This is a genomic window from Vibrio sp. Vb1554, from assembly GCF_033344235.1.
This window is the reverse complement of record NZ_JAWPOJ010000001.1, coordinates 286,318-309,769: the sequence shown is the minus strand read 5'-3', so window position 1 is coordinate 309,769 and position 23,452 is coordinate 286,318. Positions and strand designations below refer to the sequence as shown.

Here is a 23,452-nt window from a genome sequence, read left to right as displayed (position 1 = left end):
GGGGAGATCGTGTGTCTGCCTCATAGGGGGCGGTTTGCGCATTCATCGCAAACACAGGAAATCTCAAATTGTGGGCTAAGAACGGTGAAGCCTTCTTGTATGGCTTTCGCACATACGCTAGAAATAACATTGGCTTCAACCGCTATTTCACTAACCTTTCCACACTGAGAGCAAATCAAAAACTGTGGAACGCCATGCTCCTGATCGCACGCGATTTGAGAACAAACGACGTATTTACTAGATGTATTGAGCTTATGGACAAAGTGCTCTGCTTCAAGGAAATCGAGTATTCGATAAACCGGCATCGCTTGAATGTTTTGAGAAAAGTTGTGATTGCAGTAGTCAACTAGTTCGTAGGCAGAAAGCGGCTTCTCCGCATATAGCAGCGAAGTCAGTATCAATTTCCGTTTAGTAGTGAGTTGTTTACCTCGCAGCAGGCAGATTTTCTCTACCTGCTTCATGACGTCATCTACCGTTTTGAGCTTTCTCATATCTCTAGATGAAATCCAATGTGAGTAGTAAGCGACGTTCATTATCTGCAACATGTGGAGAGCGATGTATAAGTCCAGTGGCTTCATTGCCTTCCCAACCACTTCCTTTGAGCAGGGCAACATCGCCAGGCTGCATTCGTCGTATGACACTTTCAGAGTCGTATAAGCCCGATAGGTGATCAGGTTGACCAAGACTACCGGCACCGAGTTTAGTGCGATCAATGGTATCGTTGGTTAACCATTCGGTCGCTCGGCCGGTATAAGTTATGACAAGTCTGCAAGGCACACGATCAAAGTGAAATTTCGGGCACATCGGGCTGTCTAGGCGAGTTAGTCTCAAACCTGCTTCTTTAACCTCAAACAAACAGCAGAACATATCGACGATTAAAGCAACATCTTCACTCAGCGCATCAGCACACGCATAGCCCTCTAACTTGCTTCGTACCCATTGTGCAGCATCATCTGGCGTGACACTTTGTACCAGTGCCAATCTAGGCTCCTGAGCCAGCATCAGATTAATGTCCTTCGTCAACTCTTTCGAGAGCGTTCGCTGCCATATGGCAATATTGTGCTCTGGTTTGTAGATGTCGCTAAGTATGTTCGCTGATGTCGATATCGCCAACGATGATGTTGTTTGGACACGAAGCGGGTTCTCAACTACATCAATGCTCATATATCTTCCTCCCAAGCGTTAAAAAGGTCAGGTAAAGGTTTTAATAACGTTGATTTTCTAGGGCTATGAGACCTAGTAATCGTTACGATTTCGCTCTAGTTCACGGACATATTGACACAGTCCCACCCCATGTAGAGTCAAGTCAGACAGCGCTTGTGAAGAAATCAACGTTTACTCTCTCTCAATAGGAGACTACTGGTTGTGAGATCAATTCTTTAAACAACAAATTGTAGAGCCCCAAACAAGGAAATGTTATAACATAACAATTAATCTTTTCAATATTTACCTTTTTTGATTAAAGATAATTAGGGGAACATCATGAGCATGCGAGCACGGAAATTATATTCCGCGATTAGAAAAGTAACGCGTGGGTGAATCGCCATAGACCCGACGAAACATCGCAATAAAGTTACTGGGCGTCGAATAACCTAAAGCATGTGCAATATCTCCCACCGATTCCCCTCGAGCTATCATTTCTAATGAATGTATTAGCAGTACTTGTTGCCGCCATTCACTAAAACTCATGTTTAACTCACTACGAATCAATCGTCTTAACGTCCGAGATGAGACTGCCCCGATATTGGCCCAATGCTCCACAGAATGCTTGCTGTTTGGGTCTATTAAAATTGCTTGAGTAACTTTTTGCAGTCTCGGATCACTGGGCAGTGGGATGTGGAGTGACTCATGAGGGCTATTGACGATTTCATCGGATATTACGGCAAGAATACGTAAAGACTGTATGGATAGATCGTCTGTTTTACTCCATATCGATGCTCTAACCGATAGGGCTTTCAACACATCGCTCATTTGGATCACGCAAGGTCTCATTGGAAACCGCTCACAACTCTCTGGAGTAAACAGTAATGAACGACCTTTCAGAGAACCACAAAAATAAACACTGTGCATCGCACCCGGGGGGATCCAACCAGCTCGGTGAGGTGGTAGTATCCACGTTCCTTCATCGGTTTTGACCTGAATTAGCCCTTCATCTATACACAGTAACTGGCCTCGATGATGACTGTGCCAATTATGTGGCCGTTGATCCAAATGGTTGAAGTCGCTCCTTTCATGCTGCCACTCCTTAGCGATCAGTGCGGCACCATTTTTCCATTCGCTGTAATCAGAGTTTGTCACTTTATTTACTCAATTCCATTTTGGCCATTATTCATTATTTTCTGTCCTCTTAACGTTACCATAGCAAGTTAGCGTTCGAGTAACATTTTAGCAACGATCATTTTATCGAAGGCAGAACCATCATGAACGAACCTATCTTTATTATCTATTACATTACAGCAGGCTTGGGCATTGGCTTTCTCGCAGGACTCGTTGGTGTGGGTGGTGGTGGAATGGCCGTCCCTATTTTTGCGTTTCTATTTTCACTACAGGGAATAGCTGATACGGAAGTAGTGCATCTTGCGTTAGGGACATCAATGGCTTCGATGATTGTTACAACATTGGGCAGCATGCGCGCTCACTACAAAAAAGAGAATGTAGACTCGACAATGGTAGTAAAAATGTTGAGCGGAGTTCTAGTCGGAACATTTTGCGCCACATTCGTAGCATCGTATCTACAAGGAGTCTATCTGGCAGGCTTTTTCAGCGTATTCATGTTGTATGTTGCTTATAAGATGTTTCTCAACACTGAAAATGAGTACAATCCGAACCCACATGGGGCTATCGGTAATATCACTGTAGGCTCGGTGATTGGCTCTGTATCAGCACTTGTCTCTATAAGCGGTGCGGGGTTGATCATCCCCTATCTTGTCCAGCAAAATTTTGAGGTAAAACGTGCTATTGGTACCTCTGCTGCGATAGGTTTCCCTATCGCGCTGTCAGGAAGCCTCGGTTACATGTTAAACGGATGGGGAAACACAGATTGGAACAACTTAGTATTAGGATACATATACCTTCCTGCAATGCTCAGCTTCTCCATTAGTAGCTACTTAACTACTAGCCTCGGCGTGCGTTGTGCAGAGTATTTCCCAAATAAAGTTCTTAAGAAAATCGTTGGTATTTTGTGTGTTCTTCTAAGTTTCAAAATGTTGGTACAAGTACTTAGTTAGAGCAAATAACACGGTCACTAGTAGGCCTTGCACTATGGTGAAAGGATAAGCCTGCAAAAACTTACTTCTCGCTTTGCTGGTCCAAGCACACAATGTGTAAGAAAGCTCCTCATTGTTGCACTCTTATGACTTTGTTAACCTGGCCAGAATTACATCCAAAATGTGCTGATGATTGTCCTTTCTGGAAACCTCGTCACGCTCCTGACAAAGTGCTTCCTCCCCTTCTGATGCGAGAATTTTAATGCCACGCTCAGTACATTCTGCGAACGCACTAAACTGACTCGCACTAGGAATCTCTTGAAACGTCACATTGGGAAGATCAACAAGTGATTCGGCTGGTGTCAGTGCGGGATGTAGCCGATCAGAAAGCGTCACCACGGTGATAGCATTGTTCATCAAAGCCAGAGTTTCAGGGACAAAAGTTTTCGTTAGCTCAGGGTTGATAACGACGACCGATTTCAGTTTGTTTTCAGACTGAAATCGGGGGAATTTTTGATCCGGGATGCTGGTAATATCAACGTTATTTTCACGTAACCAATGACAGTCTACATTGGTGGCGTTGTGACACGATGTTCGATATTTCTCCGGGCTTATTTGCGCTCCGGAGAGCATCAGCATAGATGTGCCGCCCAGAAAAAAGCCGACCCCCTGCACTGCATCAGTATCTACGCCTCCGGACAGTATCCCGACCGAACTTAATTCGTTCAGCCCAAGCACCAAATCACTGGTTCTGAATGTGATTTCATCAACAGCCATTTCTGCATTGATTTCGTTCGGTGCAGGAGGCTTTGGTACCACAACGACATAACCTTGTTGCGCCAGGCTCGAGGCTATCCAACCACTGTGGGAAAACGCTGACCGTGTTCCGCCCTGCGACAAAAGCACAACGGGAAATTTTCCACTTGCTAAAGGGGCATCTAACTGCGTTTCGACTGATTTAAAAATGTTCCCCCTACCAAACGTGAAATTGTTTTTTTCGTTCGTTGTGGGATACCAATAATAGACTTCTACTGGCTTGTCTCTGTCTTCACTGAATGCCGTTTTGATTGTTAGCGCAGAATGGTATTTCGGCTCATTCGTACTGGCGCTGGCACTGACACACAATGTAGCGAGTAGAAAAGACATTATTATTTTGGTTTTCATTTTTCCCTCAGCCGGTCAACACATTATTCTGCACGGCATCTAGAAAAATAACGCGCAGGAGATTCTCCATATATTTTGCGAAACATAGCAATTAAGCTATTCATAGTCGAGGTAACCCAAAGAAAATGATAGACCGCTCCAGCTAGAGCCTTTCTTTTCAATAATTTTCTGCGGATATCCACCATGCAGAAGTTTGTACTTTACTCATTGTAAACGACTAATCATGGCCTCTTAAGGCAACATTAGAAAACCAACCGTATTCACAATCCATAACTCGTAGTTACACCGATGTATATCTAAGTGAGCTGAAGCTTCATTGCCCATCCAGTGCCCTTTGCATTTTTATAGCAAGGTAGCCAAGCACCATTTTATTACGGACCATTGCTGCCCGCACTAACACTTTTGTTTTGTATCGTAACTGATTTGCTTACTGACGTTCTTTAGTTGCACTCCTGCCTTATTAAATGCCTTTTGAATAGTTGTGGAAACATGCTGGCGGCCCTCTCCTTCAAAAAAGTTAGCTCGATCTTGCTTCGTTTCGAATACGCAGACTATTTCTAAGCTTTGTGGAAAAGAAGAGAATTTGACGGTATGAGTCACCCAAAGAAAGCCATCGTAGCCTTTTAGCGTATCTTCACAAACTTCGGTCAACACTTCTCTAATTAGATTCTCGACCTTCTTATCTGATTTGCGCATAAATTAAACTTCATTCCTATCTAACGCCTTTAATTAGGTTTCAGTGTACATTGTCTTAAACAGTATTTGGCAGTGGTATTTAGTCAATAGCCTGTAGATGAGGTTATTCGCACGAAGATTTACCGACCTACTCGCTTCGAACTACATCTTACGCTGTTAAAAATAAGCGCTTTGCAACTCTACAAAACGCTTCTAACTTATTAGATTATTTTAAGTGTGTTTCAAGGAATGCAGAAACCTTGTCCATTGCAATGCCGACTGCTTCTGGATGGTCATACAGTTCATAGTGAGACCAATTTTCCAAATTAACCAGCTGTCGGTCTTTTGATTGAACAGAGCGGCCATAAATTTCCTGCCCATCACGATAAGCACCAAACGCCCCGACTTTTTGCCCTACCACGGCCATAACAGGCTGAGTCAATAACGTTTCGGCAAATGCAAAGGCATCCCAGCTCAGTGTTTTCTGTGCATGTGAAAACAGCATACGAGTTGCACCACCTTCGGTTTGTCCACGTGATGTTTTGTAGTATTCAGTAGCTTCGAACACGTCTCGTTCTGTTAATCCATTTTCTTTTGCAAATTCAATATTTGGAGGAAGAAGTTCATCGATTTTCAGCTCTGAGCCGCGAGCTTCGGCTGTTCTCTGTGCAGCCATAGCTTCAAGATTGGCGATAGGGTCGTACATACTAAAGCCTTCACGGAACAAGCGACCTAAGTTAACAGGCGTAATACCTACGACAGCTTTCAAGCGCTTTTCGGTTAGGGCTGAATTGATCATGTAACCACCACCGCCGCAGATACCGAGTCCACCAATTCTATTCTCATCGACATAAGGTAAAGTCACTGCATAGTCGATAACGCGACTGATATCTTCAACACGTTGACTTGGGTCTTCTACGTAGCGAGGCAATCCCCCCGATTCTCCTTGGAAGCTCGCGTCAAATGCGATCACGACGTAACCTAACTCAGCAAGGGCTTTACCATAGACAGCGCTGGATGTTTGTTCTTTACAACTACCAAAAGGATGAACACTTATCATTGTTGGGTAGCGTTTCGATTCATTGAAGCCTTCTGGAAATAAAATTAATGCAGACATATCCCAAGCCATATCAGCATTTCTAAAAGTGATTTTTTGCATATTCATAATCAATACCTTAAGAGTAAAAAGCCTTGAGAGCAGAAAGGCTCGAAGCAATTGAGCCTTTCATCGGGAATATTAAAGAGTGCGTTGGAAGAAAGATGCGAGTTGGGATACTGCGTCATCGACGTATTCGGCAACATCATAAAGCGACATATGGTTTGCACCATCAATGGCATACAAGGTTTTATCTGAACTCGCTGCACGTTCTATCAGGTCATCACTCATCCATTTGCTGCCTGCGTCACTACCAACGACAGCAAGAATTGGCTGAGTTAGGAATGCTTCCGCTTTGTGGTACGCATCGTAAGTAATGATCTGGTTTAAGTTACGAGTTAGAGCAAAACCCGGCGCATTTGGATGTTCACAACGTGGTGTGTGGTAATACTCCCAAGCTTCGCGTAGCTCTGCATTTGAGGCATCTTCTTCACGCATCGGAGCTAGAGGAATAGTCGCGAATTCTGTACCATTCGTGTCGGTTGTGCGAGCATTCGAACCAAATTCTAAGTAACCAACAGCGTCAGCATCGTTAACCGAATTATCCCAACCATTACGGAACATTTGGCCAATGTTTACGGCACTAACCATACCCAGTGCTTTGATTCGACGATCATTGATCGCTGCATTTGCACTATAGCCCGCACCAGCACAAATCCCCATTGCGCCAATTTTATCGTTATCGACGTACTCTAACGTTGTCAGATAGTCGACGACTGCGCTCACGTCTTCAGTACTCGTGTAAGGGTTTTCCATTTGGCGAGGCTCACCTGTACTTTCACCTTGATACGAACGGTCAAACGCAATGGCAATTATGCCGCTTTTTGCAAGTTTACTCGCATATAGGCCTGCGGTTTGCTCTTTTACGCCACCACCTGGGTGTGAAACAACAACCGCCGCATATTGTTTACTTGCATCAAAATCTGTAGGGAAGTTGATAACCGCTGAAATCTCAATACCTTGACCATTGAGATTTTTGAAAGTGACTTTAGACATAGCGACATTCTCCATTAGAGGTTAACTGTTCATCTCAGGCTGACCTAAGCTTCGATGTAATATTAGTCAACACACTGTTTCGGATAAATATCGTTTTATCTACATGACTGTTTAGTTATACTTAACAAATGAGAATAGAACCTTCTTTAATTTCATCACTGACGTGGTTTGGACATATTGCTCGCCATCGCAGTTTCACTAAAGCAGCCTTAGAAATGGGGGTAACCCGTGCTGCCTTATCACAACACCTAAAAGCGTTAGAACAACAGCTACAAGTTCGGTTAATTAATCGAACCACCAGAAGTATGTCGTTGACTCAAGAAGGCCAACGTCTGCTTGATATTTTGCAACCTTCATTGATGAACATTGAGCAGGTCGTTAACGAATTGAACGACTCTCATCTTGAGCCTTCGGGATTAATCCGTATCAGTGTATCAAGAACCGCTGCTCGGCTGCTTATTGAGCCCTATCTAGGTGAGTTCCTCTCTCGTTATCCTAAAATACGCCTAGAGCTAATCATGGATGATGGGTTTTCTAACATCGTCGCAGAAGGCGTTGACGCTGGCATTCGCTTAGGATTAAGCTTAGATGAACATATGGTTGCGGTCCCTATTACTCCGCCGTTAACAACGGCAATAGTGGGCTCTCCTGAATACTTTAGGCAAAATGGACTACCTCAAACTCCTGAGGATTTAGAAGGTCACAATTGCCTTGCTTATCGTTTTACCTCTAGCGGAACAATTGATCATTGGTCGCTAACCTCTCCAGATGTTGCAAAGCGCACCCTCGTTTTCGAGCCTAAAGGCAATGCTATTTTTAATGATGACTATAGTATGTTACAAGCTGCAATACAGGGTGTGGGTTTAGTGAAGCATATTGATTTATGGGTGGAAAAGCACATAAATGAGGGAAGATTGACCCGAGTTCTGACACCTTGGTGCAAAGAGTTTCCTGGGTTTTATTTATATATACCTTCACGAGAGCATATGCCGAAAAAAATCCGCGTCTTGATGGATTTTTTAATCGAAAAGCGCGAAGCTCTGAAACTCAAAGAGTAATTACCAAATTGCTTTAAGTAAAAAAGCGAGCACGAGGCTCGCTTTTAACTTTCTGTTTTCGTTATATATTACAATAGCTCAACCGATTGTTTAGCTATCACAAATTCCTCGTTAGTAGGAATAACAAGAGCTTTGGCACCTAATAACTCAGATGTTGCAATAACACCTGCGTTACCAAATCTTGCATCTTCGTTACCTTTCTCATCTTCAACAAAACCTAACAGTTTTAGGTTTTTCAAGATTTCACGACGAATTGGTAGTGAGTTTTCACCAATACCACCAGTGAAGATGATGCCGTCTAATGAATCCAGAGCCGCTAGGTAGGAAGTAATGTATTTCGCAACGCGGTAAGTGAAGATCTCAAATGCCAACTTCGCACGTGAATTCCCCGCTTCCATTGCTTCTAGTACGCCACGAGCATCACTTGTCACACCAGATACACCTAAGAAACCTGACTTCTTGTTCATCATCTCGAACACTTCGTCTTTTTCCCAGCCTTTACGGAAAAGGAACTCGATAACACTTGGATCAAGGTCACCACAGCGAGTGCCCATCATTAGGCCAGCTAACGGCGTCAAACCCATACTTGTATCAACACATTCGCCATTTTTAACCGCACTCACTGATGCACCGTTACCTAAGTGCACAGTGATAAAGCTGCTTTCTTCAACCGGCTTATCTAGCATTTTCGCTGCTTCACGGCTTACGTAGTAGTGGCTTGTACCGTGAGCACCGTAACGACGCACTTTATGCTCTTCGTAAAGCTCGTAAGGAAGTGCGTACATAAAGGCTTTGGCTGGCATTGTTTGGTGGAAAGCAGTGTCAAATACAGCAAATTGAGGCAGTGAAGGGAACGCCGCCATTGCCGCTCTCATGCCTTCAGCGTTCGCTTTGTTATGAAGTGGTGCAAGTTCAGCAAGGCGCTCTACTTCTTGAATAACTGTTTCATCAACTTTCACAGTTCCTTTAAAGGTTTCACCGCCTGCGACAATGCGATGGCCTACAGCGACAAATTTTGAGCTCAAACCTAGAGTATCGAGTAGTTTTACCACTCGCTCAACAGCGTACTGATGATGGTTGCCACCAGCTGGAATTGCTTCAACGGTTTTTTCTCCCTGATATTTCCAACTGATTTCAGCTTCAGGTAGGCCAAAACACTCACCAATACCTGATACCAAAGCTTCACCGGTTTCAGAATCAATAACAGCAAATTTTAATGAAGAGCTACCAGAGTTGATCACCAGTACAAACGAATTAGACATGAAATAGTTATCCTGTTGTAGAGCAGAGGTTGTAATAGCGCTTGTGCGCTGCGTACTTCTTGTTTGTCCCTCTATTATTCAATAATTTTTTAATCTTTCAACAATCTTTTAGTAAAAGCGATTTGATTGAACAAATTTTGTTGATCTGTAGCAAGTTTTGATTTTATTTGAAGACTAAAAAATATCACTTGTTAAACATAATTTATGAATAGGTCAATTTGTACAAAGTCAGATATATAAGCTACGTTGTTTATTGGGTGAACAAAAATAACAAACCAATCAATAAATCGGGGTAATAATGTGCCCACTATTGCATTTCTATTAGTGATCTTAGGTTTGATTTTGCTCTGCTGGGGATGGCAGATGACAAAAAACATCTGCTCGAAAACTGACGTAACCGGGTGGACTTTCCTATTATTGTTAATCAGCTGTTTCATTTTTGCTTATGCCGTTTTTTTGCACGCTATCATGCAAAAACCTATTACTTCTCTCTTAGAAACGGGGGTTTCTCTTATACTTTTTGGCGGCAGTATCTTTGTCGTGCTGGTGATTAAGTGGAGCAACGATTCGATATTAAAGCTTCATACTGTTGCTGAAAGAGAGAAGCGCAATGCCGTCCATGACGCTCTTACTGGGCTCCCTTATCGTAAATACTACTTTGAGTCTATCGAAGACATGACACAACCTGAAGGCCAATGACTGATTCAAATTATGAGATAACCTCAAAAACGTCGAAAGATTGATAATACGTTTCAAGGTAAGCTGGTTAATTTCTTTTCACAGCAAGCCGCACTGAAGGCTCCCGCTCTATCGTTGAGAACACGATTGCGCTAGCACATGGATTAGGGTATTCGGTCGTAGCAGAAGGCGTTCAAGACATGGACACACTGCATTTTTTGAGAAGTCGAGGCTGTGACATCATTCAGGGTTACTTGTTCTGCCCTGCCCTTAGACGAAGTAATAAGTTGGGTAAACAAACACGATGAAAAGCAAAACCGTATTAGACGCGCATAAAAAAGCCGAGCGCTTTGCTCGGCTTTCAATTCTTTTTGTAGCAACTTAAACCGTCGCTTTAATCACTCGTGATTATGCGTCTGTACGACGGCCACGACCGTGACCACGTTCACCACGATGTGCACCACGGTGATCACCACCACGGTTGCGATCGAAACGACGTTCGCCACCTTCACGATTACCATCGCGGTTGCCGTCACGGTTACCACGGAAACCACCTTCGCGACGACCGCCTTCACGACGATCACCACCACGATTGCCGCCTTCGCGGTTGCCACGGTAACCACCGCCATCACGACGACCACCATCGCGACGACCACCGTCACGGCGACCACCACGAGACTCGCGGAAATCATCGAAATCACATACTACAGCACCAACATCTTGTTGACGGATACGTAGTTTGCTTAGCTTGTTCGCCGCGTCTGAAGTCATTGCTTTAGGTAGCTGTACGAATGTGTGACCTTGAGCTAGCTTGATCGCACCGATAGAACCTTTACCTAGACCTAGTTCGTTTGCTAGAGCGCCAACGATGTCTTTAACTTGAACGCCTTGCTCACGACCAACTTGAAGCTGGTAAGTATCCCAGTCTTGGTTGTTGAAGTTACGACCGCCGTCGCGACCACCTTCACGGCGCTCTTTACGACGTTGCTTGTCACGCTCAATTGCTTCAACCATTGGGTCTTCGCCAATGTAGAACAGAGGACGTTTGCCTTGCTGACGCTTAAGAAGCATAGCAGCAAGTGTTGCTGGGTCGATGTCTAGAGAAGTTTGTAGTTTCTCTACCAGCTCAGCAAATTTGTCTAGTGCTTTGTGCTCTTTCTCTGCTTCAAGCTCAGCGCCTAGCTTAGCTAGACGAGCTTCAGCAACTTGGTCACGTAGAGGAAGTTGGATTTCTTCCATAGATGACTTAGTTACACGCTCGATAGTGCGAAGCATACGAATTTGGTTAGTGCGAACTAGAAGGATCGCTTTACCCTTACGTCCAGCACGGCCAGTACGACCGATACGGTGGATGTATGACTCAACATCAAATGGGATGTCGTAGTTAAATACGTGCGTAATACGTGGAACGTCAAGACCACGAGCTACAACATCAGTTGCAACTAGGATGTCAATAACACCTTGTTTGATGTGATCAACAGTACGTTCACGTAGAGACTGAGGAATGTCACCGTGCAGTGCAGCTGCTTTGAAGCCACGTGCAGATAGCCAGTCAGCCAGACGCTCAGTATCTTGACGAGTACGTACGAATACGATTGACGCGTCAGTTTCTTCAGTTTCAAGAAGACGAGACATCGCTTCATCTTTCTCTACACCTTTCACTACCCAGAACTGTTGTTGAACTTTGTCTACAGTGTGGTTTTTACCAGCAACGTCAACCGTTACAGGGTCACGAAGGAAGCGTTCAACGATCTTCTTCAGCATTGGAGGCATAGTTGCAGAAAACAGAACGCGTTGTGCTGACTCTGGAGCGTGCTCCATGATCGCAGTTACGTCATCTACGAAACCCATGTTTAGCATTTCGTCTGCTTCATCAAGAACGAAAGTACTAACTTCGTCTAGGTGTAGACGTTCGCGATTGATAAGATCTTGAACACGGCCTGGAGTACCGACAACTACATGAGCGCCACTTTTAAGAGCACGCATTTGGTCGACAATAGATGCGCCACCGTAAATCTCTAGAACTTTCAAACCTTTGATATTTTTACCAAGGTTTTTCATTTCCGCTGCAACCTGAATTGCCAGCTCACGAGTCGGAGCAAGTACAATCGCTTGCGGTTTGCGTTGGTTTAGATCGAGTTTGTTGAGAAGAGGCAGAGAGAACGCTGCTGTTTTACCTGTACCTGTTTGAGCTTTACCCAGCGCGTCAGCACCTTCCAATAGGTGTGGGATTGCCGCAGCCTGGATTGGAGTTGGTGACACGAAACCCATTCCGTCTAGAGCAGAAAGGATAGAATCATTCAGAGATAAATCACTGAATTGAATAACAGAATCTTGCATTGGGATCCTACTTAATTAAACAAAAAAACAGTCCCATATGCTCTTCCAATTCGATACTGATCCATCCAGATACTGATTCCATTCAGACGGGAACACAGCACAGTACACAACCGCGATAAGCCATTAGGGACGACTAAGGGAGGCGGATTATTCCTTAAAAGCATAAAAAAATCCAGAAAAAATTGAATTACATCACAATTTATTCTCAACAATGGTATTTTTAGCATATTTTTCCACCAGCCCTACCATTCCCCGTAGATTCGCGTAACTCACAGATGAGAATTTCATCAATATTTAAGCCAATTTCTCGTGGTTAAATTGGCAAAATTCACGGCGAAATTACGCTCCACAGGTAGTAATAATAGCTCGCAATGATTATAGTGTGCCCAACTCCATAGGTAATTTAAGAAAAGATGTTTCAAGATAACCCACTACTCGCTCAGCTTAAGCAGAAAATCCAAGAAAACCTGCCCAAAAAAGAAGGCTCAATAAAAGCCACAGATAAAGGCTTTGGCTTTTTGGAAGTGGACAGTAAGACGAGCTTCTTCATCCCGCCTGCGTACATGAAAAAGTGCATGCACGGTGACAAAGTCGTCGCCATTATCCGCACCGAAAATGAACGCGAAGTTGCAGAGCCACAAGAGCTGCTGGAACAAGCCGTGACTCGCTTTATTGGTCGAGTAAAAATGTTCAAAGGCAAGCTCAACGTAGCACCTGATCACCCACAGCTTAAAAAGCTATCTCTTAAAGCGAAACTAAAGAAAGGTCTAAAACCTGACGAGTTCGCCGAAGGTGATTGGGTTGTCGCACATCTTATTCGCCACCCTCTAAAAGGCGATAATTCCTTCTTCGTAGAAATTTCTGAAAAAATCACTGACGCGAATGATAAAATTGCGCCTTGGTGGGTAACGCTTGCTCAAAACGATCTACCAAACTCTGAGCCAGCAGGCATCGATAACTGGGAACTGAAAGACGACGCGGAGCTAGAACGCGTAGACATGACTCATGTTCCATTCGTCACTATCGACGGTGAATCGACTAAAGATATGGACGATGCGCTGTACGCGAAGAAAACCGTATCTGGCGATTTCGAACTCACCATCGCTATTGCGGACCCAACCGCCTACATCACACCTGAAGATGAAATGGATAAAGTAGCACGTGAGCGTGGCTATACTATTTATCTTCCAGGCCGCAACATCCCGATGTTACCTCGTGATTTAGCGGACAACCTATGCTCTCTGATTGAAGGTGAAACCCGCCCTGCTATTTGCTGTACCGTAACGGTAAGTAAAGATGGTGTGATTGGCGACGATATTAAATTCTTCGCAGCAAACATCAAATCACATGCACGCCTAGCATACGATCACGTGTCTGATTGGTTAGAAAACGGCAGCTCTGAAGCATGGACGCCATCTGAAGAGATCGCGACTATCGTTCGTGATCTTTATGAGTTCTCTCTTGCTCGCGCTGAATGGCGTGAGAAAAACGCAGTGGTCTTCCCTGATCGTCCTGACTACCGTTTTGAGCTCAGTGAAGATAACGATGTAATCGCTATCCACGCAGACATGCGCCGCAGTGCAAACCGTCTTGTTGAAGAATCCATGATTACCGCAAACATCTGTGCAGGTCGTACATTACGCGATAAATTTGAAACAGGTGTCTTCAATACGCATGCAGGTATCAAGAACGAGAAGATTGAAGAAGTGGTTCAACTTGTCAATCCAGAAGGCCAGTTGGAGTTCACAGCGGAGTCTATTGCTACGCTAGAAGGCTTTGCTGCGTTGCGCCGCTGGTTGGCAGCTCAAGAAACGTCTTATCTAGATAACCGCATTCGTAAGTTCCAAGCATACAGTGAGGTGGGTAATCAGCCTCTGCCTCATTACGCAATGGGTTTAGACATCTATGCAACTTGGACATCACCAATTCGTAAATACGGTGATATGATCAACCACCGTATGTTGAAGGCCGTCATCCTTGGTAAAGAACCCGTACAAAAACCAGATGACCAAGTAGGCGAAGAGCTAGCTCTACATCGTAAACATCATAAAATCGCTGAGCGAAATGTCTCAGATTGGCTATATGCACGCACGCTTGCTGATGAGCCGAGTAAGAAAACTTGTTTCACAGGTGAGATTTTCGATATTAATCGTGCAGGCGCACGTGTCCGACTTCTCGAAAATGGCGCAGCAGCCTTTATTCCTGGTGCACTAATTCTTGATAATAAAGAAAGAATTGAGTGCAATGGCGACAACGGTACCATCTCTATCGATAAAGAGGTCGTATACAAACTTGGGGATACATTGGAAATTGTCCTTACGGACGTAAACCAAGAAAACCGCAGTTTAGTTGCAAAGCCAACCCAGGTATTCGCTGAACAACCAGCAGCACAAACAGAACAGACTGTAAGTGAGTAATACCGAATGAAGTTAAAAGGCGCTCTATTGAGCGCCTTTTTTATTTGTTATGTAAAACGATAAGAAAGAGTATGCCGAACATTGAGATCATTCGCTTTAATCACTTCACTGCGCGCAAAAGTGAGCGTTACACTGCAACACATAATGGGTTATATATTGTTGAAGAAGGTGCCCTATTAGTTCATCAACCTAATGGCGAGCAATTTGAACTTAAAGCCGGAGATTTCACACTCTATAACTCCGCAGATCTGAGCAGTGCAGAAGCCGTCTCTAGTGACGGAGGCTTTAAAGCACTGGCTTTAGTCTTCAATCCAAATATATTCTGTGACTTTAAGAAAGCGCACCCGATGCTACGTTCCAAAACGGAAGAAAGGCGCTTCTATCCTTTTTCAACGCAATCCAGTAGCGAAGTAGCACAATTGAAGGACATGTTGGTTAAGTTAGCGAGTCGCAATGCTCCAGACTACACACAAAGCCATATCGCAATGGCATTGCTGTCGTTGATGGTTGAGGTAGAGCCAAACATCCTATCTATCATAGATGATGCAAGTAGCCTGAGCGACTCTCAAAAAGCCATTAAGTACATTGAGGGTAATATTGAAAAAGACATCACGCTAGAAGGCTTAGCGGCTCATATGAGCATGTCCATCGCAACCTTAAAACGTCGCCTCGCCGCAGATGATCTTTCGTTTTCTCAGATATTAAAGGTGAAACGGATAAACTTCGCAGCAACCCAACTGCGCAAGTCAGAAAAATCAATAACAGAAATAGCGTTTGAGTCTGGCTTTAAAAGTGCAGCGCATTTCAGTACAGCATTTAAATCCGTTTACAACATGACCCCCAAAGACTTTAGAAACCAAGTTGTTAGGCCTAAAGTATAAATCATGTCGGCATTCGCATCCGTTGGGCTCGCCCTATTCCCAAAAACACGCTTGAGGATCGCGCTCCAACTCGTTGAGTAAGTCCTCAAGCATTCGGCTAAATGGAAGTGGCTTATAAGGCACCCACCTTAACAGCTCGTTGTGATATGTGGGAACATAGAAATACCAAAGTTGGTTTTCCTCATCAAACATGATCTTCGCGACGGGAGAAGTATACTCGCTATGCTGGGAGTCGAGGAGAAAATGCGCCCGATGAAGCTCAACGCCATTTTCTACTAGCTCATAGAGGCACTTGCCCTGTTCGACAGGCAAGTTAGCATTACGCGCAGAGCAGAGCGATTGAACTGATTTGTATAAACGACTTGTCGCCATTTGGGACACTGACATCAACGTTCTCCCGATGGATGATAGTTAGAGCTGTCGATCCTAGTATATAACCTTTACATCATCACCGATGGTAGTTATCTACCTAACTCAAGTATAAGATAGCTATATTATCATTTGCCCAGATTATCATCTCAGTCCACTTGGAAACGCTAGCTCCATCACCTCTTGACTAGAAACAATTCCCCTGTTTAGCGCTAACAGTTCACAAAAGTGTAACCTGAACGCAATATCATAAACTCTGCTTTATCCCGTATATGGAGTTTAATATGTTACGTTTTACTGTGGCGACGTTATTGGCCATAGCAGTCTCCCTCCCTACCATTGCAAAAGAAATCAACATCTCGGGTTCAACGTCGGTTGCTCGTGTGATGGATGTACTTGCTGAGGAATACAACAAAACACACCCAGACGATTACGTTGCTGTTCAGGGCATTGGTTCGAGTGCTGGTATCACCATGGTCAATAAAGGAGTAGCCGAAATAGGCATGAGCTCTCGCTATCTGACTGAAAGCGAAAAAGGTGAAGATCTCAATGTATACCCTATCGCTTATGATGGCCTCGCTGTTGTTGTAAACCGTACCAACTCTGTAGAAAACCTTTCTCAGCAACAGCTGTTTGATATTTACAAAGGTAAGATTAAGAATTGGAAAGAGGTCGGGGGCGCAGATCAGCCTATCGCGGTGGTTACTAGAGAAGCGTCTTCAGGTTCACGTTACAGCTTCGAAAGCTTGCTGGGACTGACCAAAATCGTTAATGATCGCCTTGTCTCGGATATCAGCCCAAACAACTTGGTTGTAAACAGCAACAGCATGGTAAAAACCATTGTTAACCATAACACTCGCGCCATTGGTTTTATCTCTGTAGGGTCAGTAGATCGCTCGATCAAGGCGATTCAGTTAGATGGTATTGACCCAACCTCGACAAACATTAGCAATCATAAGTACAAGTTGGCGCGACCATTCCTAGTGCTATACAAAGTAGATAAGATTAGCGATGCAGGTAAAGGTTTTATCGCTTTCCTTCGTTCAGAGCAGGGACAAAAAGCGATTGCAGATTACGGTTATACGCCAGTAAAAAACTTTAATCAGTAAAAATGAAAAAGAGAGCACCCTGATGCTCTCTTTTACTATGTCGTGTTCTATCCGGTTTCGGAATTAGAAATGCAGTTGAATTACAGAGACCACAACCGCACCAGGTCGACGAATACCTTCAATTTCCACTTTAATTTCGCGCTCAATCTCCAAACCTTTTTTGATTGGCGTTACTTTTGTTAACGTGCTGACTGCACGAACATTATTGCCTGCTTTGACAGGGTAAGGGAAACGGACTTGGTTTAAACCCAAGTTAACTACCATTTTAGCTGTTGGGAACATTGGCTTGTCTGGATCGACTGAATCCGTCAGTTTAGGCAGCAATGCTAATGTTAAAAAGCCATGAGCGATAGTTGTCTTAAATGGAGATTCAGTTGAAGCACGCTCTGGATCGGTATGAATCCATTGCATGTCTTCCGTTACAGCACCAAATTGGTTAATACGTTCTTGAGACACATGAACCCAATCACCAGTGTGAATAACTTCGCCAATTTTTTCACTTAACTCGTCATAAAGCTTTTGAGCCTCAGGTGCCATTACGATCGGTGCAGGTTGAGGTGCAACTTCTTCGTTGACGGCTGGCTGCTGGTGATCACGAACTTTTGAGAAAAGAAAGCTATTTTGAGCTTTCCCCAAAAAGTCACTCCAATAATCGCGTAACGTTGGAGACATCCAATTCATAAACTCGGATTGATGAGCAGAAATCGCATCAACTTTGTCTTTAAATAGATTTGTGACCTTCATAAACACCCTTAAGAATTCTAAGCACAACTGGCTATACCAGTTAAGTTTGAATTAGTTCACAAAGTCTTGCAAATACTTTCGGGCGAACACATGTACCCTAAAAGCATGTTATGTCTTATATATCAGCAAGATAACAATAAAACACCATTTTATTGACGTGCGCCAATATAAAGTAAAAACTCTATAAATTGGTACTTTTTGTCCCTTTTTCACTCCGTTTTCAAACTGTCCAACATCACATCAGTGATCATAAAACAAGCAAACAGTACTTCTATTATAATTCAGCACTTTACAAGTCGGACTATGCTCCTTATTATACCACCCACAACGGAGAGATGGCTGAGTGGTTGAAAGCACCGGTCTTGAAAACCGGCATACGTTAATAGCGTATCTAGGGTTCAAATCCCTATCTCTCCGCCACTTATTTAGAGAGCTCGCATTTATTGCGAGCTTTCGTCGTTTTAGCTCTTAAAAAACGAGATTTAGAAATCCTCGCTCGTAAACGAATCCGGCACTTCACTATATTCCAGTTAAAAGCCCGCTAATGTTTAGCGGGCTTTTAACTTCGATTTTCTAAAGTTTAAGCAAACTTCTTAATCATTTCAGACAGGTCATTGGTGCAATTTTGCACTTTGGTGTTCATATGATTCGTTTCAGTCATCAGTTCATACGATTCACTGTACTTTAAATTAAGCGACTGGATGTTTTCATTTATTTCATCCGTTACATAAACCTGCTCTTCTATCGCGACCGCAATTTGTTGGTTTCGTTCGACGACGTCCTGAACAAGGGATTCCAATTGTTGAATGCTATCCAAAGCAGTACCTAACAATGTTACCGTTCCGGTCGACATTTCATTACCTTTCTCTAACGCAGAAACCGCTGATTTGCTCCCATTTTGAATCCCTTCAATGGCCGATTTAATCTCTGTTGTCGATTCCTGAGTTCTTTTAGCTAAGGTTCTCACTTCATCTGCTACAACGGCAAACCCTCTGCCTTGTTCGCCTGCCCTCGCGGCTTCAATTGCAGCGTTCAACGCTAATAAATTAGTTTGTTCGGCAATACCATTGATGACTTCAACAACGGTTCCAATTTGCTCGGTTTGTTGGTTCAAACGTATGACCACTTTAGATATTTCGCCGAGCTCACCCACCAACTCTAAAACCGATTGGTTAACATTATCGATAACGCTACGGCTGTCTATCATCGTATTTTGCGCTTCTAACGTAGCCTCGGCGGTCGCTTGAGCATTATTTGATATCTCAGATGAAGAGGCTTGCATCTCGTTGACCGCTGTTGCGACCGAGTCAATCTCCACTTTCTGTGCGCTTAAGTTCTCCGTCACTTGCTGGCTATTTGTCGCAGCACTGTTAGCACTTGCGCGCGTTTCTTCGCAAGAGTCTTTTACAGACACGCCAACGCGCCCCAATAGCGCATTTGCAAATTGCTTACGCATCTTCATACCCAGCTCAATCTCAGCCAGATCGTTGATTCTTCCGCAATAAATATATTCCATGAGTGGATTGTTGAAGTCTTGCCTAGCCTGTTTAGCGAGCTTCTCAACTGGTCTGGTTAATACATAAATAGAGAAAACGGAAAGTAACGCAACAACGCCAAACGCTATCACTGGTGATTGATTCATTTGTAGAATGAGTAAGCCAAGAAGGTTTGAAATTAAAAGGAAGAAGGCCGATCTCATCCACAAACGTGTACGAGGAAGATACATTTTCCACGGCTTACGATTATTTCGAAGCTTCGAATACGCTTTTTCCGCTCGCTGGATGTGTATACGCTCAGGTTTAAATCTCACTGATTGGTATTCCACAACTTCACCATTAGATTTTATAGGAGAAGCAAACGCGTCAACCCAATAATAGCCGCCGTTTTTACGTCGATTTTTGACCATTCCCATCCAGTGTTTGCCAGTTTTCAGGTGAGTCCATAAATCTTTAAAAGCCTGTTTTGGCATATCAGGATGACGCACAACATTGTGGGGTTTACCGATAAGCTCCCCTTCATCAAACCCCGCTACTTCATTAAAGTTTTCACTGGCATATTTGATGTAACTGGAGGTATCGGTAATGGAAACTAGGCTGTAACTCGAAGGGTAATCGTATTCCGTTTCACTCATAAACATGTGTCCTTACATTGATTAATTAACAAACGGCAAATATGAATTTATCAGCATAACATTTACATGCATAATGATAGGTTGATTCAAAAATAAAACAAAATTATTGACAAGCTTACTTGTTACTTAATGACTCTAGTCGCATTTTTATCCTCTAATACAAGGCTTCGTTAATATGCACAAGACTGAGCACTGTTCAAAATTAATACACAAAAGCGCTTCCGTACTGAGTTCGTAAATTGTTATAAGTAATCCACTAAAACGAAAACAAGGAAGACAAACACAATGACTATTCACTTTCGTCAGCTTGCAGCTAAGAGAAACACGACACACTTGTTTATTGACGATTGGAAAATTAACACTCAGCAGTCTTGGGGGATATTCAGCGCGGATGGAGATATTGGCTCTCTGCTTGGAGACCTTATTTGTGATGAAATATCACCAAATAGTGGGGAAATTGAGCTAAATGGGCTGTCCGTTGCGCAAGTGTCGTTATCAGAGCAACAGCGATTACTGGAAAGAGAATTAGAAAAAGATGATACGGATTTTCTTGATCGTATCGACCAAGGAAGCACTGTTTATTCATTAATCCTAGAACAGAGCCAAGACACTAACTTAACTGAACAGCTAGTTAATGATCTCGACCTAAGTCATCTTAGAGATAGTGGCTTCCGTGTTCTCTCTACCGGAGAAACCAGAAGAGTAATGCTCGCCCGAGCTTTAGCCACACAACCTGACTTAGTATTACTCGATAATCCATTTACTGGCTTAGATATTGCGCACCGAGCTGCTCTCGCTCGCTATTTACACTCGCTTTCTCAAAATGTGCAACTACTCGTAACCTTCTCTCGCGAATCTGACATGCCTGAGTGGATCAATAGCATCGCGCTTTTCAGTGCAGGAAAGCTTGATAGTACAATGGATAAGTCCAGTTGGGATAATCATCCAATCATTGGACAAATTAAATCTCAGTCAAAGCAACAGAGTGAAGAAATGATGAGCTTGATACGTCAGCATCAGCACTCGACGCCATTCAACAACCCAATATTTGAACTAAAGAATGGGGCTGTCGAATACACCGATAAGAAGATTTTTACTGACTTGAACTGGCGCATAGACAAGGGCCAACATTGGCAGGTCAAAGGCCCAAATGGTTGTGGAAAGAGTACCTTACTTGGATTGATCTTTGGCGATCATCCGCAATGCTACAGCAATGACATTGATATTTTTGGTAAAAAGCGTGGTACTGGCGAGACAATCTGGGAAATTAAGCAGCATATCGGTATGGTGTCTTCAGCGCTACACCTCCAATATCGAGTCAATTGCAGCGCATTAGAAGTCATTTTGTCAGGATTTTACGATTCGATTGGGTTGTATAACCAGCCAACTCGCAAAGAGATGAATATTGCAAACGAGTGGCTCGATATCTTACATATGAGCCAGTACAAAAAAACCTCATTCAAGCAATTAGAGTACGGTCAGCAGCGACTGTTACTGATTGCAAGAGCCATCGTGAAACAACCCACATTATTGATTTTGGACGAGCCGTATCAAGGGTTAGATTTTTTGGGTAGACGGTTAGTTAAGAACACACTTGAGCTCATCGCTAGAGAGAATTTAAGCCAACTATTGTATGTGTCTCACTACCAAGAAGACCGCTTAGATAGCATCAAAAATGAGTTAGAGTTTGTGTTTGATGAAAATGCTCAGTGTTATAGAGCTAACGTCTACCAATCATAATGACTTCGCTGCGCAAGCTGCTCATAAGGTAATGGTTTGGAGTACAGGTATCCCTGATGATATCTCACTCCCATCTTCTTTAAGTGTTCAGCTTGCGCTATGGTTTCCACGCCTTCAGCGATCAATTGTACTTGTAATTCTTCCGCGAAGTGAACCATCGCTTTTAAGACAGAAGCACTAAGGCTAGGAATACCAATAGTTTCGACAAAGCACTTATCGATTTTTAAGTAATCTATGCGCATGTGCTGTAGAAATGCTAACGAGGTTTGGCCAGTTCCAAAATCATCGATCAGCACATCAATACCATGCACTCGCAGCGCTGCAATGCATTTTCTCGCCTCTGAATCAATGAGCTGACGCTCCGTTATCTCTACCCCTAATGAGACTTTGTTTCGGCTCAACTGTCTGTCGAGCAATTGAATTTTTCTGATCGCGTTTGGTCCGACTAAATAACCAGGCGGCACGTTAATACCAAGGTGGACAGGCTGATCAAAGCCTAATTTACTGAAGTCCTCTGCCGCTTTATCCAGAACGAAATCAGTAAGTAAAAAAACCAATCCACTTTGCTCTGCCGCAGGGACAAACTCGTCCGGAGAAATGAACCCCTTACTTTGATGCTCCCATCGCACTAGCGCTTCAAACCCGAATAACTGGCCGGTATCAACGTTAACTTGCGGTTGGTAATACAGGGTCAACTCTCCTCTTTTTATCGCTCTTTTAAGATCCAGTATCAAATTGCGATGAGGATCAATAAACTTATTCAACGCATACAAGCAAAGGTAGATCACGAAAATAATTGGAATTGAGTACAAAAAATAGGAAAGTGTTCTCTGTTTGACGAAAAGATCGCTGGCTTCACTCAAAGCTTCATACTCAAACATTTGCGACGATTTGATACCGATAGGATTACTTCCCGCTCTTAATGCTCCTTCTGGTGAAACTTGATCATGGATAAACAGCGCAGAGCGTTTTAGGCGTAAATCGTTGTTAAACCCTATTGTCGCATTAAAGTAGTCATGATCGATAATCGTTACGGCTTGATAACCCCGCTCTCCTTCCGTTACCACTAGCAAGAACTGATCGTACAAGCTATCAACACTACCAAGCGCTAGCGTTTGTCCCTTGGGAAAGGTGATGTGCTCAGCTAACGGTTTAGAGATACTTCCCAATTTCGAAGAACAAGTAATGACTCCCTCTTTCACAATGAGCATTTCTTCAATATCTCGTTCAAACATTAAGCTTTGCTGGAGCTCTTCACATCGCTCAGGGTGTAGCAGCGCCGTGCGGTTTTCTGTCTCTATTTGGAATAAAATTTCATCTGCAATTTGCACATTTTTTTCTAATAAATGATTGAGATTGTTTTGCACGCTTTCACGAGCTAAATACAAAACCTCTCCAATAACCAAGGGAATAGGCAGAAGAAAAATGATGGCTTTTTTAAAAATCGCCTTATTCAGCATATAAAAGTAACCTTTTATAAAACCGATTTACTGAGATGGTACCTCGATTCCGATACCCGCTAGCAA

20 protein-coding genes, 1 tRNA gene and 1 pseudogene are annotated in these 23,452 nt (G+C 43.4%); 9 read left to right on the top strand and 13 right to left on the bottom strand.

What is annotated here, in order from left to right; genetic code table 11:
- Nucleotides 1-20: 20 nt before the first annotated feature.
- The 3 genes from R8N28_RS01340 to R8N28_RS01330 all read right to left on the bottom strand — a co-directional run bounded on the left by R8N28_RS01340 (nt 21) and on the right by R8N28_RS01330 (nt 2,298).
- Nucleotides 21-491 (bottom strand): Fur family transcriptional regulator, encoded by a 471-nt coding sequence (locus R8N28_RS01340; RefSeq protein WP_065275380.1) that lies wholly within the window; start codon nt 489-491, stop codon nt 21-23.
- A 4-nt stretch (nt 492-495) separates the two neighbouring features.
- Nucleotides 496-1,164 carry a DUF1826 domain-containing protein gene (locus R8N28_RS01335; RefSeq protein WP_065275381.1) on the bottom strand — a complete coding sequence of 223 codons (669 nt, stop codon included), beginning with the start codon at nt 1,162-1,164 and terminating at the stop codon, nt 496-498.
- 339 nt (nt 1,165-1,503) lie between these two features.
- Complete coding sequence (locus R8N28_RS01330) at nt 1,504-2,298, bottom strand: AraC family transcriptional regulator (protein WP_047104473.1); 795 nt, start codon at nt 2,296-2,298, stop codon at nt 1,504-1,506.
- 122 nt (nt 2,299-2,420) lie between these two features.
- On the opposite strand from R8N28_RS01330, the gene R8N28_RS01325 reads away from it, so the two are divergent.
- Nucleotides 2,421-3,227, top strand: coding sequence for a sulfite exporter TauE/SafE family protein (locus tag R8N28_RS01325; protein ID WP_047104470.1), 807 nt, complete (start codon nt 2,421-2,423; stop codon nt 3,225-3,227).
- Nucleotides 3,228-3,350: 123 nt separating this feature from the next.
- On the opposite strand, the gene R8N28_RS01320 is transcribed toward R8N28_RS01325, so the two are convergent.
- The 4 genes from R8N28_RS01320 to R8N28_RS01305 form a co-directional block, all read right to left on the bottom strand.
- A complete protein-coding gene (locus R8N28_RS01320; RefSeq protein WP_054574366.1) occupies nt 3,351-4,370 on the bottom strand; it encodes an alpha/beta hydrolase family protein in 1,020 nt (339 codons plus the stop codon).
- A gap of 393 nt (nt 4,371-4,763) precedes the next feature.
- Nucleotides 4,764-5,066: a hypothetical protein gene (locus R8N28_RS01315; RefSeq protein ID WP_054574367.1), complete on the bottom strand. Its 303-nt coding sequence runs from the start codon at nt 5,064-5,066 to the stop codon at nt 4,764-4,766.
- A gap of 205 nt (nt 5,067-5,271) precedes the next feature.
- Nucleotides 5,272-6,210 carry an alpha/beta hydrolase gene (locus tag R8N28_RS01310; RefSeq protein ID WP_005375705.1) on the bottom strand — a complete coding sequence of 313 codons (939 nt, stop codon included), beginning with the start codon at nt 6,208-6,210 and terminating at the stop codon, nt 5,272-5,274.
- Nucleotides 6,211-6,282: 72 nt separating this feature from the next.
- Nucleotides 6,283-7,197: an alpha/beta hydrolase gene (locus R8N28_RS01305; protein WP_017821078.1), complete on the bottom strand. Its 915-nt coding sequence runs from the start codon at nt 7,195-7,197 to the stop codon at nt 6,283-6,285.
- Nucleotides 7,198-7,325: 128 nt separating this feature from the next.
- On the opposite strand from R8N28_RS01305, the gene R8N28_RS01300 reads away from it, so the two are divergent.
- Nucleotides 7,326-8,255 (top strand): LysR family transcriptional regulator, encoded by a 930-nt coding sequence (locus R8N28_RS01300; RefSeq protein WP_065275382.1) that lies wholly within the window; start codon nt 7,326-7,328, stop codon nt 8,253-8,255.
- Between the two features lie 68 nt (nt 8,256-8,323).
- On the opposite strand, the gene R8N28_RS01295 is transcribed toward R8N28_RS01300, so the two are convergent.
- The gene (locus tag R8N28_RS01295) at nt 8,324-9,517 is read right to left on the bottom strand and encodes an acetate/propionate family kinase (RefSeq protein ID WP_005375697.1); all 1,194 of its coding nucleotides are present in this window, start codon (nt 9,515-9,517) and stop codon (nt 8,324-8,326) included.
- A gap of 468 nt (nt 9,518-9,985) precedes the next feature.
- On the opposite strand from R8N28_RS01295, the gene R8N28_RS27425 reads away from it, so the two are divergent.
- Together R8N28_RS27425 and R8N28_RS27420 are read left to right on the top strand one after the other, a co-directional pair.
- Nucleotides 9,986-10,216 (top strand): hypothetical protein, encoded by a 231-nt coding sequence (locus R8N28_RS27425; protein ID WP_224721257.1) that lies wholly within the window; start codon nt 9,986-9,988, stop codon nt 10,214-10,216.
- A gap of 71 nt (nt 10,217-10,287) precedes the next feature.
- Nucleotides 10,288-10,531, top strand: a pseudogene (locus R8N28_RS27420) (EAL domain-containing protein); the annotation flags it as partial.
- A gap of 72 nt (nt 10,532-10,603) precedes the next feature.
- Here R8N28_RS27420 and R8N28_RS01285 read toward each other — a convergent pair.
- Nucleotides 10,604-12,535 (bottom strand): DEAD/DEAH box helicase, encoded by a 1,932-nt coding sequence (locus R8N28_RS01285; RefSeq protein ID WP_005375680.1) that lies wholly within the window; start codon nt 12,533-12,535, stop codon nt 10,604-10,606.
- A 413-nt stretch (nt 12,536-12,948) separates the two neighbouring features.
- Here R8N28_RS01285 and rnb point away from each other — a divergent pair, with 413 nt between their 5' ends.
- Nucleotides 12,949-14,952 carry an exoribonuclease II gene (rnb, locus tag R8N28_RS01280; RefSeq protein ID WP_054579642.1) on the top strand — a complete coding sequence of 668 codons (2,004 nt, stop codon included), beginning with the start codon at nt 12,949-12,951 and terminating at the stop codon, nt 14,950-14,952.
- 71 nt (nt 14,953-15,023) lie between these two features.
- A complete protein-coding gene (locus tag R8N28_RS01275; RefSeq protein ID WP_017635750.1) occupies nt 15,024-15,833 on the top strand; it encodes a helix-turn-helix transcriptional regulator in 810 nt (269 codons plus the stop codon).
- Nucleotides 15,834-15,866: 33 nt separating this feature from the next.
- Here the strand turns inward: R8N28_RS01275 and R8N28_RS01270 are convergent, their stop codons facing one another.
- Complete coding sequence (locus tag R8N28_RS01270) at nt 15,867-16,220, bottom strand: DUF3024 domain-containing protein (RefSeq protein WP_017821084.1); 354 nt, start codon at nt 16,218-16,220, stop codon at nt 15,867-15,869.
- A 266-nt stretch (nt 16,221-16,486) separates the two neighbouring features.
- On the opposite strand from R8N28_RS01270, the gene R8N28_RS01265 reads away from it, so the two are divergent.
- Nucleotides 16,487-17,311 (top strand): phosphate ABC transporter substrate-binding protein, encoded by an 825-nt coding sequence (locus R8N28_RS01265; protein WP_017635752.1) that lies wholly within the window; start codon nt 16,487-16,489, stop codon nt 17,309-17,311.
- 63 nt (nt 17,312-17,374) lie between these two features.
- On the opposite strand, the gene R8N28_RS01260 is transcribed toward R8N28_RS01265, so the two are convergent.
- The gene (locus R8N28_RS01260) at nt 17,375-18,055 is read right to left on the bottom strand and encodes a MaoC family dehydratase (protein ID WP_005375670.1); all 681 of its coding nucleotides are present in this window, start codon (nt 18,053-18,055) and stop codon (nt 17,375-17,377) included.
- Nucleotides 18,056-18,384: 329 nt separating this feature from the next.
- Here R8N28_RS01260 and R8N28_RS01255 point away from each other — a divergent pair.
- A tRNA-Ser gene (locus R8N28_RS01255) sits at nt 18,385-18,475 on the top strand.
- 160 nt (nt 18,476-18,635) lie between these two features.
- Here R8N28_RS01255 and R8N28_RS01250 read toward each other — a convergent pair.
- Complete coding sequence (locus R8N28_RS01250; protein ID WP_033907145.1) at nt 18,636-20,186, bottom strand: PAS domain-containing methyl-accepting chemotaxis protein; 1,551 nt, start codon at nt 20,184-20,186, stop codon at nt 18,636-18,638.
- 285 nt (nt 20,187-20,471) lie between these two features.
- Between R8N28_RS01250 and modF the strand changes: the two genes are divergently transcribed.
- Entirely contained in the window at nt 20,472-21,926 is a 1,455-nt protein-coding gene (gene modF / locus R8N28_RS01245) for a molybdate ABC transporter ATP-binding protein ModF (protein WP_065275383.1), read from the top strand.
- On the opposite strand, the gene R8N28_RS01240 is transcribed toward modF, so the two are convergent.
- Complete coding sequence (locus R8N28_RS01240) at nt 21,914-23,386, bottom strand: EAL domain-containing protein (protein WP_065275384.1); 1,473 nt, start codon at nt 23,384-23,386, stop codon at nt 21,914-21,916. The genes modF and R8N28_RS01240 overlap by 13 nt on opposite strands.
- Nucleotides 23,387-23,452 lie beyond the last annotated feature (66 nt).